We start from the raw sequence: 17,788 nt of genomic DNA, 5'->3' as shown, positions 1-17,788 counted from the left end.
TATGCTAAAAATATCTCCAACCGTACAGCTGAGCACAGGGCTCGTTTTTTTAACGATTTCTCTGCTATTGCTAGCCCAGGTAATTGGACTAGCACCAAAGTCCGGCGGTGAAAATCAATTGTTAACACGGCAAAAACTAGCCGAGACCATTGCCCTGCAAACCACACTCGCGCTAAAACGAGACGACCGTTTTTTTCTAGAGTCTATGCTCAATCAAATCGTGGAAGAGACACCTTCGGTGCAATCTGTTGGCCTTCGACGCTCCAACACTAGTATTATATTCCAAACACCTACACACGAAAAAACTTGGACACTGGGCTATTCTGCGCCATCCACTATCAACCAAGTTAAAATACCCCTCGTTATCAACGGCGCGAATAAAGCCATGCTAGAAATGGCTTTTAATGAACTGGAAAAAGGTGGCGAAAAATTATTTGGCGTGCCAAAGGGGTTTTGGTTGTTTATTTTTATTTGTATCAGCGGCTTCACCACCTACTCCATATTTTTGAAGCGCGTACTTCGTCACTTAGATCCAAACTCAGTCGTACCTGGCCGTGTCAGAAATGCACTCAACACTATGGCCGAAGGCGTAATCATTCTCGACAAACGCGGTCAAATCGTTTTAGTTAATGACGCCATGCTCGACAAATTCAGCACAGACGAAGAAAAATTAATAGGCAGAAGAGCCAGCGAACTAGGTTGGACACCGATAAAAAATGAGTTGCCAACAACGGAATCCAGCATCGAACTCCCTTGGCATATTGCTCAGGAAAAATCAGAAAAACAGGTAAATTTTCGCCTTTCACTGGAACTTACCAGCGAAAGTTCATTACTGTTCAGCGTTAACTCTGTACCCATTATTGACGAAAAAGGAAAGAATCAAGGTACAATCAATAGTTTTGACGACATCACCGAGCTTGAAGAAAAAAACAATCTACTCGCTCAAATGCTCGGTGACCTTATGGACAAACAAAAAGATATTGAAGACAAAAACCGTGAACTCGAACACTTAGCAACGCGAGATCCGCTTACAGGCTGCTACAACCGCCGGTTTCTGTTTAAAGCGCTAAATACACACTTTGCCCGCGAAACAGCTCTTCAAAAAGAGTATTGCGTAATTATGGTCGATATCGACCATTTTAAACGTATTAACGACACCTATGGCCACGGGGTGGGCGACGATGTTATTAGGGCTGTATGTGAAAAATCGCAAACAGTACTGCGTAGCGAAGATGTTCTCGCCCGATTTGGCGGTGAAGAGTTTTGTATTTTGCTACCAGAAATGACACCCGAAAGAGCCATGAAAATAGCCGAATCGTGTAGGGAGCTTATCGCCAGCACTCCTATAGAAGGCGTATCCGTCACCTCTAGCTTTGGCGTAGCCTCTTTGACATTCGGTGCAGGTACGCCAAATGAGCTGGTACTACAGGCCGACCAAGCCCTCTATGCATCGAAAAATGCAGGTCGTAACAAAAGTACGCTCTGGTCAAAAAGTCTCACCAAAGGCACTACCACGGAATTTCAATTACTCTCCGCAAGTCGCAGCAGACCGGCCGATATGAACAAAACCTAATCACGCTGAAGCCTGCGAAAATATAACCGCCAGCAAACAATCTAAAAAGTGTCTCTATTCCACCGATTTTGCCTAACTGAAACCAAGAGTCCAGTTCAAGGTTCACCCACCCGCAATGAACATATCATTGTCGAACCCGCTCCAGTACCTGCACCTTCGGCACCGTAATTTCTCCATCGACTTAAAACTCAAGCACCGCTGTATTCTGCAGCGGTGCTTGGCGAAAAAAAACCTCTAAGCGAGGAATATAAAGAAATTACCTCGCTAACGCCATCTTCCTGCGCATATACGCAATTTGCTGGGCAAGCGGCAATTCTTTCGGGCACATATCTTCACAACCCAACAGCGTCATACAACCAAACACGCCATCCTCAGTGCCAAGCACTTCATAGTAATCCGCATCGGTACGGTCATCACGCGGGTCAATTTTAAACCGAGCAAGCTGGTTAATACCCACAGCGCCAACAAAGCTTTTGCGCATCTGCGCGGTACCGCAGGCAGCTACGCAACACCCACACTCAACACAACGCTCTAGCTCGTAAATTTTTTCGGCAACCTCTGGCTCCATTTTTTCTTCTATTTCACAGAAATCCCGCTCTTTTTCTTTACTGTGAATCCAGGTTTGCAGATGCTCACTCATATTACGCATCCACTTGCCCGTGTTCACCGAAAGATCACCAATCAATTCGAAACCGGGCAGTGGTGCAAGGGTTAATTCCTGCGGCAAATCTTTGGTTAACGTTCGACACGCTAGTTTGGGCCTACCATTGACCACCATGGCACAGCTACCGCAAATGCCTGCACGACAAACAAAATCAAACTGTACGCTTGGGTCTTGGTTTTCGCGAATATCGTTCAGCAAAATAAACAGCGTCATCGAATCGGCTTCTTCTACCTCGAAGGTATCGAAATGCGGCGCACTGTTCTCATCTACGGGATTATGGCGAAAGATATTCACTTTTAATTTCCGGTATTCGCCAGCGTCGCTTTCTACTTGTTTTACGGGGATAGTATTCACAATTTCAATCCTCTATTTGCCAGCGTTGGCCGACTGGCCGTTTTCATCTTCTCCAAGCCGCCCATTGCGACCGCGTAAACTGTCCGGTAATTTTTCATCGTATGCCATTAACTCTTCCTGGCAAGCAAAACGATTTCCGCCTTCGTGTTTATTTTTTATTGCATCCACTTCAGCTTGGCGCTTTTCCGTATCTGGGTGGTCGACACGATCTTTAGCACCGTAGCCACGCCAGCCAGGCGGCATTTCCATTTTCATTACATCTAGCGGCTCGTATTTAAGTGTTGGCATAGCGTCCTCTTCCATATTCCAAGTTGCCAAGGTTCTGGAAAGCCAATTTTTATCGTCGCGTAATTTAAAGTCTTCGCGAAAGTGGGCGCCACGGCTTTCTTCGCGGGCAAGTGCTCCCTGAGCCACACACAAACTTAATCGCAACATACTTTCCACACGATAGGCTGCCACCAACTCCGGATTACCGCCAGCAGCCGAACTATTAACTCTAATGTTGCGGGCCCTCTGCGCCAATTCTCTCAGCCCGCTAACGGCGCCCTCAAGTTTGCTGGCATTGCGAAAGATGGCCACATTCGTTGTCATTAATTCCTGCATGGAACGCATGATATGAAAAGGGTTTTCATTACCGCTACTATTGCAATAGCCGGCGAGGCGATTTGCCTGCTTGTTGTAGGCATCCCGTATAAGCGCTGTCGAAACGTTCATGTCGTTGGCTTCGCTGCTTATATACTCCCCCATATACTCGCCCACTATCATGCCTGCCACCGCTGTTTCGGCAACGGAGTTGCCACCCAACCGATTGAAACCGTGCATATCCCAGCAAGCCGCTTCACCGGCAGCAAACAAACCTTTCAGATGAGGCGATTCACCTTTGTAATTGGTGCGTACACCGCCCATAGAGTAATGTTGACAGGGACGAACTGGAATCAACTCTTTTATCGGGTCAACGCCGAGGAAATATTCGCAAATTTCTTTTACTTCGCGCAACTTACCTTCAATGTGTTTTTTACCGAGTAACCGAATATCCAGCCACAGATGCTCACCAAAACGGCTTTGCACACCTTTACCCGAAAGAATGTGATGCTCCATCCAACGAGAGACTACATCGCGCGAAGCCAACTCTTTCTTCTCGGGCTCGTAATCGGGTATAAAACGATGATGATCGCGGTCCAGTAGTAAGCCACCATCTCCACGACACCCTTCGGTAACCAAAATACCGGCAGGGAAGATTCCGGTTGGGTGGAACTGTACCGCTTCCATATTGCCTAGCGCAGCAACGCCGGTTTCTAACGCAATGGCCGTACCCATACCTTCATTGATCACGGCATTCGTTGTTGCCCGATAAATACGCCCGTAACCCCCAGTAGCAATACAAGTAGATTTGGCAATATAAGTAACAAGTTCACCGGTCATCAAATTGCGCACCACGGCGCCATAACATCGCTCGCCATCGTGAATGAGCGAGATCGCTTCCATACGCTCATGGACAGCAATATTTTCGGAGACAGCCTGATTACTCATGGTGTAGAGCATGGAGTGGCCGGTACCGTCGGATACATAACAGGTTCGCCATTTTTGCGTACCACCAAAGTTACGTGCCGCAATTAGCCCATGCGCTTCTTCCCGCTCCTCCAAGGGAACGTTTTTACCATCGATCACATGGTCGTGACTGCCGCGCGTAACACGGTCCCAAGGCACGCCCCAGGCTGCCAGTTCTCGTACCGCTTTTGGTGCGGTGTTAACAAATAGTCGCGCCACATCTTGGTCACACCCCCAGTCGCTACCCTTCACCGTATCGGCAAAATGAATATCTTCGTTATCTCCCTGCCCTTTATTGGTATTACCTAGGCTGGCCTGCATGCCACCTTGGGCTGCTGCAGAGTGAGAGCGTTTGGGTGGCACAAGGCTGAGTACAATTACTTCATGGCCCTGGCGGCGAACGCCGATTGCAGCGCGCAAGCCCGCCAGACCACCACCTATTACCAAGGCATCGGTATATATCGTTTTCATCATCAAATCCTGATTAATAAAATATTGTGGGCTTTAATGGATTGCTGGCGCGCCTTCTTGCCAGCTGGGCACATAGCGCTCACCAGCATTGTCGGCGTGCTCCATACCAATTTTCATGTAGGCAGCAAGTGTGGCAACACCCAGCACCAGAAAGAAAACCGTCAGCATCCATTTGAGCACATGCAAACGGCGTCGATTGCGCTTGGGGTTATCACCAAGGAAGAGCCCCCATTTAATCACCAGACGATAAATACCAATACCCGCGTGCAACTCAACAACAAATAACATAACGAGATACAACGGCCACATCATGCCACTCCACACGCGGTCCGAAGAGGCGTAAGGGCCTATGTCTGCCGGGTGCGTCATAAGTTGGTACAGATGTACCGAAGCCATAAAGAAAAGGGCGAAGCCGGTCACTACCTGTACATACCACAGGGTGGTATCGCTATGCTTAAGCTTGCCAATATGGGTATGGATAGCGTGATATTGCCCAGCACTATTGGGAAAACGTCGCAACGCCAAAAAGGCGTGAATAATGATGAGTGAAAGAATAAAAACAGCAAAAGCACTGACCAGTACCGGGTAGGGCTTTCCGAAAAGCGGCTCCCCTTCAAACATTCGCGCCACCCAGAACATGGCGTCCTTACCAAGCAAAATACTGGACACCATCAACATATGGGCCCACATAAACAACACTAAAAACAGTCCTGTCGCGCCCTGCGCAATATCCATAAACGCCGGCCAGCGATTTGGTTTTGCGGCACGTTCTACAGCTAGAGACATCTGCAAATACCTCCTGAGAGAGATTAAAGGGGATAAAAGGTATTAGATCACCTAAGGCTTATAGCCATTATGCTTTACATCAAGCCTACTAGGGTCGCCTATCACCTAAATTTATTTTGGTCAAGTGACTTGACCTTTATAGCAGCAGACGCTTCCCTGATAGCGCTCACTCAAATTGGTATACATCTTTCCAGCAGACTCGGGTTACAATGGCTCCAACGTCTTTTGTCGTACTATTTAAATCCCCGAGCTTCTAGATTGCCTGCGTCCAAGTCACACAACCCAGTTTCTTCTAACTCAGTTGAAACCACTCCGAGATCCAGCCTGGCATTGCTGTATATCTCCGTGGTGTTATTGAGCATGAACGGCTTGTTCGCCAAATCTATCGCGCTAGACGCCATGTCGATTACCCAGTTGCGCAGCCTTATCGCCGCCCTAGGCCTTGCCGCAATACTCTCCCTCAGGCGCACAACGCTAGGCCTGCCAGACTGGAAAACCACGTTTCTCGTCTATGGCCTTGGCATTGTAATGGGCCTGCACTGGATCACTTTTTTTCATTCTATGCAGGTATCCAGCGTAGCAGTGGGCATCATTTCACTTTTTTGCTACCCGGTCATTACCGTTATTATCGAGCCGCTGTTTTATCGCGGCTCGCCCAAACTGGTGGACTTCGTCGCCGCTATGGTGGTACTTGTCGGTGTTAGTGTAATGGTGTCTGGCGAAACCCTTGGCGGGAATGTTCGCGAAGGCGTGTTTTGGGGTATTTGCTCTGCGTTTATGTTCTCGCTGCGTAATACCAGCCAGAAATACCTTATCCCACACGTTCCCAGCGGTGCCATAATGCTGCACCAAACCATCGCTATCGCCGTGGTACTGGCGGTATTCACCGACTGGCCCTCCGTCGTGTATGCCTCCACCCACGACTGGTTTTTACTCGTCTTGCTAGGCCTATTTGGCACAGCTGGCGCTCACACCTTATTCAGCATGACACTAAAACGGCTTTCGGCTAAATCTGTTGCCTTAATCGGCTGTCTTCAACCGTTTTTCGGCTCTATATTTGCCTGGCTAATCCTAACCGAAGTTCCTACCGTTCAGGTCATTATTGGCGGGCTGATAGTTGTCAGTGTAGCTGCCTATGAGTCACTGCGAAAAAATCTTATTGATAATTAATACGCTCGCTGCACCTCTTTCCTCTTGTTGAATTACACGCAACTTTGACGTTCCTCCGCTACAATTATTAATTCAAGCCACCCAACCCGCTGTACCATATGAAGCCGTTCAACACCCCTCTTAGAACTTTAGTGCTTGCCTACCTATGTTTATTCACGTCAAACGTACAAGCCTCTAAGGGCTACACACTGAAACATATTCCACAGACTCCCAACCTTGACGGCATCATTGACGAAGGCGTATGGCAGCAGGCCAATCAGTTTGAGCTTGACTACGAATATTCTCCTGGGCCCGGAAACCCGGCCAAAGCCAAAACTACCGCTTATATCTACGAAGACGGCGAGCGTCTTCATATAGCCTTCTACGCTTTTGATCCAAACCCCCAAGACATTCGCGCGCACTTAGCCGACCGAGACGAGTTCTCGGGCGACGATAGGCTCGGCGTTACACTCGACACCTTTAACGGAGAGCGCGAAGCCTACGAATTTTATGTGAACCCCTATGGCGCGCAGATGGAAGGCCGCATGGAGGATTACGACGGTTGGCGCGGCAGCAACTCATGGAACGGTATTTGGTACAGCGCGGCAAAAATTCATGCCGATGGCTGGAGTGTGGAAATGAGCATTCCATTCAAAGCCCTGCGGTTTCCAAATTCAGACCAAGCCCTTACTTGGGGAATTGCTTTTTTTCGCGCCTACCCACGAGAGCTGGAATACTGGCTATCGGATGTTCCCGCTAAACGCAGTATTCGCTGCAACCTCTGCCAATTTAACAAGGCCGTGGGTTTTGAATCGGTAAAGCCCGGCCAGAATTTTCAGCTTACACCCACCGTTACCCTCGGTAAAACAGAGTCTCGAGAAGACATTCCCGGCGAGTGGGAATCAGACGGGGTTGAACAATCTGCGGGTTTGGACTTGCGTTGGGGCGTTACCCAAAACTCGGTACTCAATGCCACAATCAATCCCGACTTTTCTCAAGTTGAAGCCGACGCGGCACAGCTAGATGTTAATAATACCTACTCGCTGTTTCTAGAGGAGCGCCGTCCCTTCTTCCTAGACGGCGCAGACTACTTCACAACAAACCGATTTCGTTTCGTGCACACCCGCAATATTGCCGATCCCGACATCGGCGTTAAACACACAGGAAAAACAGGCGATCATTCCTACGGGCTTATACTCGCAAACGATAATTCCACTAATTTTATACTGCCGGGAAATCAAGGCTCCGACATTGTCGAACTCACGGAAGAAACGCCAACCGATGATGAGGCACCCATTGGCAGTAACATCGCTATCGCGCGATACAAAAAAGATGTTGGCGAGCGCAGCGCTATCGGCGGGCTATTCACCCATCGAACCGCCGATAACTACAACAACACCATGGCAACAGTAGATGGCATCACATGGCTTTCCGAGTACGATGCACTCTCGTACCAACTGGCTTACGCCGAAAGCAGCAACCCACAAGCAGTGCAGGCAGAGTACGACCTAGCCGCCGAACAAAGTGATCACGCCTTTGCCGTGGAATATATTCACGACACCCCTGATTATAAAATTGAAGCCGACTACCGCAATATAGGAAAAGACTTTCGTGCCGACATGGGCTTTGTCACCAAAGCCGATATTATTGAGAGTTCCATAGAGGGTGTACTGAAATATTATGGCGAGCCTGCAGATTTCGTTTCTGAACGCTACTATATCGCCAAATATAAAACAATCGACGACCAAAACGATCAACGCATCATGACCGAAAGCAAACTGATTGGCGAAGTTAATGCGGGCTGGCAGTCGAATTCAGCTATAGGCATAACTGTACGCGATCAATACTACGAAAACGACTTCAACCCTACGGGCGAACACTTTGACGAACAACTACTATTTGCCAAAATCAAGGTAAAACCCTCATCCAGTATTCGATTAAAAGTCTCCTCCGACTACGGCGACAGAATCGACTATGCGAACGCTCAGATTGGTCGCGTATTAAATGTCCACACAGAAGTAGGCATGAATTTTGGCAAGCATTTAAAAATTGATCTGACCCATAATTTCAATACACTCGACGTCGATGAAGGCATTTCCGATATCGAGGGTATACCCACGCATTTCGAGGGAGGCATACTTTACACCGCCAACCAAACAGATCTTCGACTGAATTATCAATTCAGTATTCGCAGTAGATTAAAATTTGTGGTGCAGTATACCGATGTAGAGCGCGATGCTACCTTATATCGAGCCAACTACGACCTAGACGAAGACAATGATATAGATGCGGTAAACAAATCATTATCCTCACAGCTTATATACTCCTACAAGCTTAACTCACAAAGCCTATTTTACTTTGGCTATTCCGACGGAGGCTATCAAGATGACGACCTCCCCGCAATCGAAAAAGATTACCGCTCAGTCTTTGCCAAGTTTAGTTATGCTTGGCAAAATTAAGCGCGCCTACGCGAAACCAAAAGTAGGCTTACGGCTATAACGCCTGCAAGAATCAATACACCAGCAATAAAAGCAATCGTAAGCCGGTACAAGGCCGTTGGTCGGTCCAGCTTCGCCTCCAAACCAATTGATTTATCCACTTTAATAGCCAATTTCTCTCCCGGCTGAAATTCTTGCCAAAATGCGGCCTTCACCTGAACGCTAGCGGATTGCCCCTGCGACTCTTGGTAGGTAAAGCTCAACAATTTACTCCGAGGCTTATGGTTTATGGCTACAAGCTCTGCTTGAACTGAAACAGCAGTATTATCAAACTGATATTCAACCCAATACAGCAAACTCCCCATACCCATAATTACAATAACAATCACTGCCATGAACGTTTTACTCACCATCTACTAGCCCCCCTTCTGCGATATTGATACTCTTCTGGTTAATTAGGCCTTACAACAGGAACGTATATTTCGAATGTAATGCACTTCTAAAATTATAATAACTTTTGCATTTGAAAACGACGACCGACTGCGAAGAGGATAACCGTTATATGGCACCAACTAAAAACCCAAAATACGTTAGTGGATTTTTTTTCGCCTGTCTGGTCACAGTACTCATTAATGGCTGCGGTAACAGTGACGACAACTCCTCGCCGACCAACACAACCCCCACAATACTGCCAACCGCCGCGCCTACCAGCGAACCGTCCGTATTACCAACAGCCGAACCAACCGTAACACCCTCACTAACGCCAACACCTTCGGCTGAGCCGCTAAAGCCCGATAACAGCGCGGATCCAACGCTACCCGCGCCAAGCGACGCCAATTACCACGCGGCGAAATCAACAGCACGCTTTTTAACTCAGGCCACCTTCGGGCCAACAGCAAAATCTATTCACGCTAATTTAAATAGAACCCGCGAACAATGGATACATGAGCAATTTTCACTGCCACAAACACGACACCTTCAACGGCTTGATCAACGTTTAGAAGAAATTGGCCTGGTACCAGCACCAGACCCAGAACTGGATGAAGAAGGTTGGATAAGAGACTTACAACGCAGTGATATTTGGTGGGAATCAGCCATTTGGGGTAAAGACCAGTTGCGCCAAAAAATGGCCTACACACTCAGTCAAATATTGGTTATTTCCACTATTTCCGACGTGCTCTTTAATGATTCCAGAGGCGTTGCCAACTACCACGACATACTGGCAACGCACGCCTTCGGTAATTATCGCGACTTACTGGAAGAAGTAACACTAAGCCCCATGATGGGTGAATACCTAAGCATGATTCGGAACGAAAAGGCTAACCAAGAACGCAATATTCGCCCCGACGAAAATTACGCGCGGGAAATAATGCAACTATTCAGTATTGGCTTGGTGGAACTAAACATAGATGCCACCCCCAAGCTAGACAATAACAACAACGCTATTGCAACCTACGGCCAAGATGACATTAAGGCACTTGCCCGTGTTTTTACCGGCTGGAATCACGGTACGATTAATCAATGGTGGGAATGGACGAGCGCGGGTGACAGTGAAGTAGTGCCAATGAAATCCTTTGATAACTATCATGATAACGAACAAAAAGTCATTTTCGGCAATCAAACAATTACAGCGAATCAAACACCCCAACAGGATATAAGCCGTGCACTCGATATTTTATTTTTACACCCCAACATTGGCCCTTTTGTCAGCAAGCAACTAATTCAACGCTTGATCACCAGCAACCCATCACCCGAGTATGTCAGTCGTGTGGCAACGATATTCAACAACAACGGCAACGGTGTTAAAGGCGATATGAAGGCTGTTATAAAAGCCATATTGTTGGACACCGAAGCGGTGAATGGCCACACACTTCACCCCTCCACCTTCGGTAAGCTGCGCGAACCTATTTTAAAAATCAGCGCTCTTTGGCGCGCCTTCAAGGCCCAAGGAGTGCCGGTGTCGAACCTCGAAGACGACAACAGCCCGATATACCCGAACCGTTTACGTTATCGCGGTACCGATCGTGAATTTGGTCAGCGCCCTTACGGTTCTTTTTCAGTATTCAATTTTTATCGGCCCGATTTTCAGCAGCCAGGAGCTATTAAAGATGCCGACCTCAATTCACCCGAATTTCAAATCATGACCGATAGCCAACTTATTAGCGCAACTAGCGCTATGAGCTTTACGATCTTCTGGCGCGATACCCAGGGAGACTGGCCCCAGTCGGAAATTATTGGCGAGGGCTGGGATATCTACCCCACACAATTGTACCTAGAAGAAGAGAAGGCCATAGCCAACAACCCGGCTAAGCTATTGGACCGCATTAATCTTTTATTAATGGCCGGGCAAATGTCACCAGCCATGTACAACGAAATTCTTACTCATTTAAACGCTTACAGTGGCGGCTTTGGCAACCTACAAATATACGATGCCCTATTGCTGGTAACCGCTTCCCCCGAATTTGCTGTGCAGAGGTAAGAGCAGAATGAACAAACACTTTACCCGTCGCCAGTTTTTATCTCGCTGCCAATCACTGGCTCTGGGCAGCAGCAGCGCTTTAGCTGCACTAACCAGCCTGCGATTGGCCCACGCCCAAACCCCACCGGCGGAAGATTATAAAGCACTGGTGTGTGTATTTTTATTTGGCGGCAACGACGCCTTTAATATGGTGGTACCCCGCAGCACCAGCGCATACGCCGATTATTCAGCAACACGCCAAGGCTTGGCCGTTGCGCAAAACAACTTAATCGCGGTTAATTCTTCGCAGGCAAATGGAGTGGACTACGGATTACACCCGGCCCTAACCGACATAGGCAATCTTTACGGCCAGGAAAAACTGGCGGTAGTGGGCAATGTGGGGGCCTTAGTAGAGCCCACCAGTAAAGCCGCGTATCAAAGTAAATCGGCGGAGTTGCCGCCGCAACTATTCTCCCACAATGACCAGCAAAATTTTATGCAAAGCCTGCAATCCACACAGCGCCGCAATGGCTGGGCCGGCAGAGCAGCAGACGCGCTGGCCAGCATGAATAGCAATACTCGCCTGTCGATGAATATTTCTCTTAGCGGCAGTAACCTATGGCAATCGGCTGGCAGCGTCATCCCCTATGCGGTGAATCCTCAAGGGCTGCAGAATATTCGCAATCTAGATCGCGCGCTAGCGCCAGAGGACAATGCCAATACACGCGAGCTAGCACGTGTACGCGTACTGGAAAATATTCTCGCGATACCGCAGGAACATATTCTCACCAGCGCTTATGCGGCATCGTTAACTAAGGCATGGGACCTTTCCGATGAAGTAGGCGTAGCTCTGGAAAATATTGCCGATATTCAAACCCCGTACCCCGAAGACAACCGCCTCGCCAGCGGGTTAAAAATGACCGCTAACCTGATGGCGGCACGTCAAACACTGGGCGCTTCACGACAGACATTTTTTATCGGTGTAGGAGATTTCGATACGCATGGCGACCAGGTACGTCGCCACGACTTGTTGATGGCGCAGCTTAATGCCGCGCTAAAAGCCTTTTACGACACAACCGTTGAACTGGGTATTGCTGATAAAGTGACAACATTTACCCTATCCGATTTTGGTCGTACCCTCACCAGTAATGGCGATGGTACCGATCACGGCTGGGGCAGCCACCAGCTAATAATGGGCGACGCCATAAGCGGTGGTAATATTTATGGCACCATGCCAGATCTGGCAATAGGCAGCAACGACGACATGGGCGAAGGCCGTATCATTCCCACAACCGCCGCAGACCAATACAGCGCTACCCTCGCCAACTGGTTTGGCTTGCCGGCGGGTTCATTTGGCGATGTATTTCCAAATTTAGGTAATTTTGATACAAAAGACTTGGGGTTTATGAAAAGTTAATCACGACAGCTCTTATAGGGTTTTGCCAAGCCCCATCCAACCTGCAACGGTATTGTGTAGGCTCCCCCCTAGAAAAGAACCTCAACGCTCGCCGTTCAGAAAGGCTTTTCGCAATTGTTCGGGAAATTTTTCGATGGCGTAGCGCAGCATAGTACGCGGCATAGTGCGGTAATGCTTATCAAGAAACGTCAGTTCCACAGATGGGTCTCGCTTGCCCACTTCACGCAACATCCAGCCAACGGCCTTGTGTATCAAGTCTTCTTTGTCCTTCAATAAGGTTTCAGCAAAATTGAGAAAATCGTCGAAATCGGTATTGCGGATAAAATGAAAACACGCCAACACTGCAATTCTACGCTCCCATAAGCTTTCCGATGCTACGAGTGAATACAAGCATTTGCGACTTTTATTGTCGAGATAGGCGCCCACCACCTGAGGTGCTGAGCAGTCCACCAGATCCCAATTGTTGATCCATTGAGTGTTGGCCAAGTACAAATCAAAAATTCGTTTTTGCTCAGCTTCCGCCACACGCGCCATTTGCAAAACCAGTAGCAAGAGCGCGAATAGACGCTCTTCGTGGAATTTAGAGTGCAGAAGGTTTTCTATTTCGAGAAGAGGGGTATCGCCAAAAGTCTTTAACTGCCCGCGCAGTACCGGCATACGAATCCCGAGGAACATATCGCCCTCACCATATTCACCTTTGCCGGTTTTAAAATATCGCAGAGAGTGTTCAGCAATGTCGGGGCTAGCCAAAGACCGCAGCCACTTTTGAATAGCCTGAGCTTTCATCACTTACGCTTGAAGCTGTAACTCAATGTCAGCGACAATACCGCGATAAACCCAACCGAAATTCCCGCTAAACCATCGGCCATCGATAGCGGCCCCAACACTAAAGGTGTTTTCCCACAGGAATCCTGTACCAAGAACAGCGTAGGCAGCCATTCATCCAACCGCGCCCAGGATGGAAAGTTTGCCACTAAATTACAAGCGCCATTGGTATTTAAACCATACTCAATCGCCAGCAACTCCCACACGACAGCGGCTAGGCCAACGGCCAAGCACAGCTCAACCGCAACAAAAAAGCGCATAGGCCAGAGCTTTTTCCTAAAAGCCAATGCCAGCAGCGCCACAAGCACCATGGCACTCATCCATACGCGGGTATAAATACACAACTCACAAGGGTAGTACATGAGCACTTCTTGAAAAAAAACAGCTCCCGCTTCAAGCCCTATACAAATGAATATAATGGCAGCCCAGCTTTGCCATTTTTCGCCCAGAGTTGAAAAAAAATCAGCCAGTTTTTCCACGGCTATGCATTATCCTCGAATTTACTTTTTTATGCGGTATTCCGCCGAGCGCGCATGCGCCTCTAACGACTCGCCGCGAGCCAGAACAGAGGCCAACTTGCCCAATTCTGAAGCCCCTGCTGGCGAACAATGAATGATGGAGGATCGCTTAACATAGTCATAAACCCCCAGCGGCGAAGAAAAACGTGCGGTTCCAGAAGTAGGCAGAACGTGATTCGGCCCCGCGCAATAGTCACCCAAAGATTCCGAGGTGTGCCGCCCCATAAATATGGCCCCGGCATGGCGAATACCGCCAACCAATTCACCTGGATTTTCTACAGAAAGCTCCAGGTGTTCTGGCGCAATATAATTGGCAAGATCTATGGCGTCTTTCATATCTTTTACTGCAATTAACGCACCGCGTGTTTTCAGCGAGATACCCGCCATTTCAGCACGCTCAAGTGTAGGCAATAATTTCTCAATGCTTTGATAAACAAGATCGAGGTAATTCGCATTGGGGCTAATAAGAATCGCCTGGGCATTTTCGTCGTGCTCGGCCTGCGAGAATAAATCCATCGCTACCCAATCCGGGTCGGTTTTTCCATCGCAGATAATAAGAATTTCCGAAGGGCCCGCAATCATATCAATATCCACAACACCAAATACCTGGCGTTTAGCGGTAGCGACATAGATATTGCCGGGGCCGACAATTTTATCCACTTTGGGAATGGTAGCAGTACCATAGGCCAGCGCACCAACGGCTTGGGCACCACCAATGGTTGCCACACGAGACACCCCCGCAACAGCCGCAGCAGCCAACACAATATCGTTACACACGCCGTTGGGCGTTGGCGTAACCAGCACCACTTCGGGTACGCCAGCCACCTTCGCAGGGATGGAGGCCATTAATATTGAAGAAGGGTAAGCCGCTTTTCCACCCGGCGCGTACAAACCAACACGGTCTAAGGGTGTGACTTTCTGTCCTAATACAGTGCCGTCGGCTTCGGTATAGGTCCAGGAATCCTGCTTCTGGTGTAAATGATATTTTTCAATACGTTCAGCTGCCTGCCACAAGGCATTGGCCTGAGCTTTTGGAATACGCGCGAGCGCACTTTTCAGTCGTGGGCTTTCAACAATAAGTTCTGAAGCAGACTTAACATTGCGATGGTCAAATTTGTTGGTAAATTCAACCAGAGCGGCATCACCATCACGGCGAATACGCGCCAGCACATCACTAACAACAGTGTTCACATCGCTATTAAGGGAATCTTCCCAGTGCAACAACTTGCGCAGCGTTTCACCAAACCCTGCATCGCTGGAATTTAATCGGTTTATCAACATGATCCCATTCCGAATTAAGCGGCTAACCGTTCATTAACAGCAGCGCTGACCGCATCGATCAACGCTTCAATTTGTTTGTGCTTCATTTTCATCGAAGCTTTATTCACAATCAGGCGAGAACTGATATCGCAGATATCGTCACGAGCCTCCAAACCATTTGCACGCAGTGTATTGCCGGTATCAACGATATCGACAATTTCATCACACAAATTCATTATCGGTGCCAGCTCCATCGCCCCATAGAGTTTAATAATATCGGCCTGACGGCCCTGCTCCGCATAATAGCGTTTGGCTACATTAACGTACTTGGTTGCCACCCGAATTCGGCCCGACTTTAAGCTTTGCCCTTTAATTCCCGCGGTCATTAATTTACATTTGGCAATGTGTAAATCTAATGGCTCATAATAACTTTTACTATTGTGTTCAATAAGCGTGTCCTTGCCCGAGACGCCAACATCAGCCGCACCGAACTCCACGTAGGTAGGTACATCGATTCCGCGTAAAATAAGCAATCGCACATTTTGCGAGGTTGTTTCAAAAGTCAGCTTTCGGCTTTTACTAATATCCTCGAGCGGCTCAATACCTGCCGCCGCAAAAAGCGGCAGGGTTTCTTCCAGAATTCGACCTTTTGTTAACGCAATTGTTAATTGAGACATATTTCTTCCTATGCTTTACAGGACCTAGCCCGGAACCCGGCGAATATCGACGCCCAGTTGCTGTAATTTTTCTTCGATACACTCGTAACCGCGATCGATATGGTAAATACGATCTACCACCGTTTCACCTTCCGCCGTCATCGCGGCAATAACGAGGCTTGCCGATGCGCGTAAATCCGATGCCATAACCGGTGCCGCTTTCAGTTGCTCCACGCCGGTAATAACCGCCGTGTTGCCTTCGAGCGTGATGTTGGCACCCATACGATTCAACTCATGGACCTGAATCAAACGATTCTCAAAAATGGTTTCGGTAACCGTAGACGTTCCCTCTGCAACGGCATTCATGGCGGTGAACTGCGCCTGCATATCGGTAGGGAATGCAGGGTACGGCGCCGTGCGTAAACTCACCGCCTTCGGGCGCTTGCCGTGCATATCCAGCGAAATCGTGCCGTCACCAACCTCGACATCGGCACCCGCCTCTTCGAGCTTTTGTATTACGGCCGTAAGAATATCGGCGCGAGTATCGCGTAACTTTATCGAACCGCCCGTCGCGGCGGCGGCAACCAAGTATGTACCGGTTTCTATGCGGTCAGGCATGACCGTATAAGTACACCCCTGTAGCTCTTTTACACCTTCGATTTCCAAACGATTTGAACCAATACCCGAAATTTTTGCACCCATAGCAACCAAACATTCCGCCAAATCAACCACTTCGGGTTCTCGCGCAGCGTTTTCCAGTATAGTAACGCCGTCGGCAAGCGCTGCAGCCATGACTAAGTTCTCGGTCGCACCAACGGAAACTTTCTCCATCACAAAATGAGCACCTTTCAAGCCGTTAGGTGCTTTTGCACGAATGTACCCACCATCCACCTCTATCTCGGCTCCCATGGCTTCCAGGCCGCGCAGATGAATATCCACAGGACGGCTGCCAATGGCACAGCCACCGGGAAAAGAAACATCGGCACGGCCGAATTTCGCCAGCGTTGGGCCAAGCACCAAAATCGAAGCGCGCATGGTTTTCACCAGCTCATATGGCGCCTCGTAATCAGTCAGCGTGGTGGGGTCCACTTCCACACACATTTTTTCGTTAATGGTTATACCCACACCCATGCAGCGCAATAAAGCCAGCATGGTGGTGATATCGTTCAAGTGCGGCAGGTTACCGAGATTCATCGGGCTACTGGCCAATAAGGTCGCGGCCAATATAGGCAGACCCGAGTTTTTGGAGCCGGAAATGCGAATCTCACCCGAGATGCGCGCTCCGCCTTTAATAATCAGTTTATCCATGAGATGTCTTTGCTACCGGCTTAAGCGTTCTGCTCTGCCCATTCGGCAGGTGAATAGGTTTTCATTTGCAGTGCGTGCAAGCGGTCACTGGCGATTGCCGATTCCAGCGCAGGTACGGAATAAACCAGCTGGTGACGCTTTACTCGATTGAGGTTTTCAAAGGCCGGGCTAACAATAATGACACTTACGTGACGGCCATCGCTGGAAATTTGCTCGACGCTAGCACCGTCAATAGAGGATTCGAGAATGGCTTTTAGTTCTTCTGGCTGCATGAAATGAGGCCTTTCGGTTGTAGTGAGTACTCGCTAACTTACAGGTAGCGAGCACGAAAAGGCCGCCATTTTAATAAAAAAGCAGGTATAA

Annotated in this window: 15 protein-coding genes; 5 read left to right on the top strand and 10 right to left on the bottom strand. The window is 48.6% G+C overall.

Going from position 1 to position 17,788, the window contains the following annotated elements:
* The first annotated feature begins 1 nt into the window (after position 1).
* On the top strand, positions 2-1,573 hold the full coding sequence (locus H5336_RS14810) for a sensor domain-containing diguanylate cyclase (RefSeq protein ID WP_185235034.1): 1,572 nt from the start codon (positions 2-4) through the stop codon (positions 1,571-1,573).
* A gap of 256 nt (positions 1,574-1,829) precedes the next feature.
* On the opposite strand, the gene H5336_RS14805 is transcribed toward H5336_RS14810, so the two are convergent.
* Genes H5336_RS14805 through H5336_RS14795 form a run of 3 tightly spaced genes read right to left on the bottom strand, consistent with a single transcriptional unit; the run spans position 1,830 to position 5,396 of the window.
* Positions 1,830-2,591 (bottom strand): fumarate reductase iron-sulfur subunit, encoded by a 762-nt coding sequence (locus tag H5336_RS14805; protein ID WP_185235033.1) that lies wholly within the window; start codon positions 2,589-2,591, stop codon positions 1,830-1,832.
* A 12-nt stretch (positions 2,592-2,603) separates the two neighbouring features.
* Positions 2,604-4,610, bottom strand: coding sequence for a fumarate reductase flavoprotein subunit (locus H5336_RS14800; RefSeq protein WP_185235032.1), 2,007 nt, complete (start codon positions 4,608-4,610; stop codon positions 2,604-2,606).
* Positions 4,611-4,643: 33 nt separating this feature from the next.
* A complete protein-coding gene (locus tag H5336_RS14795) occupies positions 4,644-5,396 on the bottom strand; it encodes a fumarate reductase cytochrome b subunit (RefSeq protein ID WP_185235031.1) in 753 nt (250 codons plus the stop codon).
* A 330-nt stretch (positions 5,397-5,726) separates the two neighbouring features.
* Between H5336_RS14795 and H5336_RS14790 the strand changes: the two genes are divergently transcribed.
* On the top strand, positions 5,727-6,566 hold the full coding sequence (locus H5336_RS14790) for a DMT family transporter (protein ID WP_281385700.1): 840 nt from the start codon (positions 5,727-5,729) through the stop codon (positions 6,564-6,566).
* A 98-nt stretch (positions 6,567-6,664) separates the two neighbouring features.
* Positions 6,665-9,004, top strand: coding sequence for a carbohydrate binding family 9 domain-containing protein (locus tag H5336_RS14785; RefSeq protein ID WP_185235029.1), 2,340 nt, complete (start codon positions 6,665-6,667; stop codon positions 9,002-9,004).
* On the opposite strand, the gene H5336_RS14780 is transcribed toward H5336_RS14785, so the two are convergent.
* Positions 9,001-9,378 (bottom strand): DUF3592 domain-containing protein, encoded by a 378-nt coding sequence (locus H5336_RS14780; protein WP_185235028.1) that lies wholly within the window; start codon positions 9,376-9,378, stop codon positions 9,001-9,003. The genes H5336_RS14785 and H5336_RS14780 overlap by 4 nt on opposite strands.
* Positions 9,379-9,545: 167 nt before the next feature.
* Between H5336_RS14780 and H5336_RS14775 the strand changes: the two genes are divergently transcribed.
* Together H5336_RS14775 and H5336_RS14770 are read left to right on the top strand one after the other, a co-directional pair.
* Positions 9,546-11,462 carry a DUF1800 family protein gene (locus H5336_RS14775; protein WP_185235027.1) on the top strand — a complete coding sequence of 639 codons (1,917 nt, stop codon included), beginning with the start codon at positions 9,546-9,548 and terminating at the stop codon, positions 11,460-11,462.
* Positions 11,463-11,469: 7 nt separating this feature from the next.
* Positions 11,470-12,858 carry a DUF1501 domain-containing protein gene (locus H5336_RS14770; protein ID WP_185235026.1) on the top strand — a complete coding sequence of 463 codons (1,389 nt, stop codon included), beginning with the start codon at positions 11,470-11,472 and terminating at the stop codon, positions 12,856-12,858.
* An 81-nt stretch (positions 12,859-12,939) separates the two neighbouring features.
* On the opposite strand, the gene H5336_RS14765 is transcribed toward H5336_RS14770, so the two are convergent.
* From H5336_RS14765 to H5336_RS14740, 6 genes are read right to left on the bottom strand one after another with little or no spacing between them, the layout of a single operon-like run.
* A complete protein-coding gene (locus H5336_RS14765; protein ID WP_185235025.1) occupies positions 12,940-13,644 on the bottom strand; it encodes a DNA alkylation repair protein in 705 nt (234 codons plus the stop codon).
* Entirely contained in the window at positions 13,644-14,162 is a 519-nt protein-coding gene (locus H5336_RS14760; protein WP_313557342.1) for a disulfide bond formation protein B, read from the bottom strand. Before H5336_RS14760 ends, H5336_RS14765 begins: the two co-directional genes overlap by 1 nt.
* Positions 14,163-14,183: 21 nt before the next feature.
* Complete coding sequence (hisD, locus tag H5336_RS14755; RefSeq protein WP_185235024.1) at positions 14,184-15,482, bottom strand: histidinol dehydrogenase; 1,299 nt, start codon at positions 15,480-15,482, stop codon at positions 14,184-14,186.
* Positions 15,483-15,496: 14 nt separating this feature from the next.
* Entirely contained in the window at positions 15,497-16,138 is a 642-nt protein-coding gene (hisG, locus tag H5336_RS14750; RefSeq protein WP_185235023.1) for an ATP phosphoribosyltransferase, read from the bottom strand.
* A 24-nt stretch (positions 16,139-16,162) separates the two neighbouring features.
* The gene (gene murA / locus H5336_RS14745; RefSeq protein ID WP_185235022.1) at positions 16,163-17,425 is read right to left on the bottom strand and encodes a UDP-N-acetylglucosamine 1-carboxyvinyltransferase; all 1,263 of its coding nucleotides are present in this window, start codon (positions 17,423-17,425) and stop codon (positions 16,163-16,165) included.
* Between the two features lie 20 nt (positions 17,426-17,445).
* Positions 17,446-17,697, bottom strand: a complete 252-nt coding sequence (locus H5336_RS14740) for a BolA family protein (protein WP_185235021.1) — start codon at positions 17,695-17,697, stop codon at positions 17,446-17,448.
* Between the last annotated feature and the right edge of the window lie 91 nt (positions 17,698-17,788).

Origin of the sequence: Teredinibacter franksiae, from assembly GCF_014218805.1 — a bacterium.
Classification (GTDB): domain Bacteria; phylum Pseudomonadota; class Gammaproteobacteria; order Pseudomonadales; family Cellvibrionaceae; genus Teredinibacter; species Teredinibacter franksiae.
The sequence above is the reverse complement of the archived record's forward strand: the minus strand, read 5'-3'. Positions and strand labels throughout refer to the sequence as shown.

Coding starts and splice junctions, on each gene's coding strand:
- H5336_RS14780 (WP_185235028.1), bottom strand. CDS start 9,378: ATGGCAGTGATTGTTATTGTAATTATGGGTATGGGGAGTTTGCTGTAT.
- H5336_RS14795 (WP_185235031.1), bottom strand. CDS start 5,396: ATGTCTCTAGCTGTAGAACGTGCCGCAAAACCAAATCGCTGGCCGGCG.
- H5336_RS14740 (WP_185235021.1), bottom strand. CDS start 17,697: ATGCAGCCAGAAGAACTAAAAGCCATTCTCGAATCCTCTATTGACGGT.
- H5336_RS14775 (WP_185235027.1), top strand. CDS start 9,546: ATGGCACCAACTAAAAACCCAAAATACGTTAGTGGATTTTTTTTCGCC.
- hisG (WP_185235023.1), bottom strand. CDS start 16,138: ATGTCTCAATTAACAATTGCGTTAACAAAAGGTCGAATTCTGGAAGAA.
- H5336_RS14785 (WP_185235029.1), top strand. CDS start 6,665: ATGAAGCCGTTCAACACCCCTCTTAGAACTTTAGTGCTTGCCTACCTA.
- H5336_RS14765 (WP_185235025.1), bottom strand. CDS start 13,644: ATGAAAGCTCAGGCTATTCAAAAGTGGCTGCGGTCTTTGGCTAGCCCC.
- murA (WP_185235022.1), bottom strand. CDS start 17,425: ATGGATAAACTGATTATTAAAGGCGGAGCGCGCATCTCGGGTGAGATT.
- H5336_RS14770 (WP_185235026.1), top strand. CDS start 11,470: ATGAACAAACACTTTACCCGTCGCCAGTTTTTATCTCGCTGCCAATCA.
- H5336_RS14800 (WP_185235032.1), bottom strand. CDS start 4,610: ATGAAAACGATATATACCGATGCCTTGGTAATAGGTGGTGGTCTGGCG.
- hisD (WP_185235024.1), bottom strand. CDS start 15,482: ATGTTGATAAACCGATTAAATTCCAGCGATGCAGGGTTTGGTGAAACG.
- H5336_RS14810 (WP_185235034.1), top strand. CDS start 2: ATGCTAAAAATATCTCCAACCGTACAGCTGAGCACAGGGCTCGTTTTT.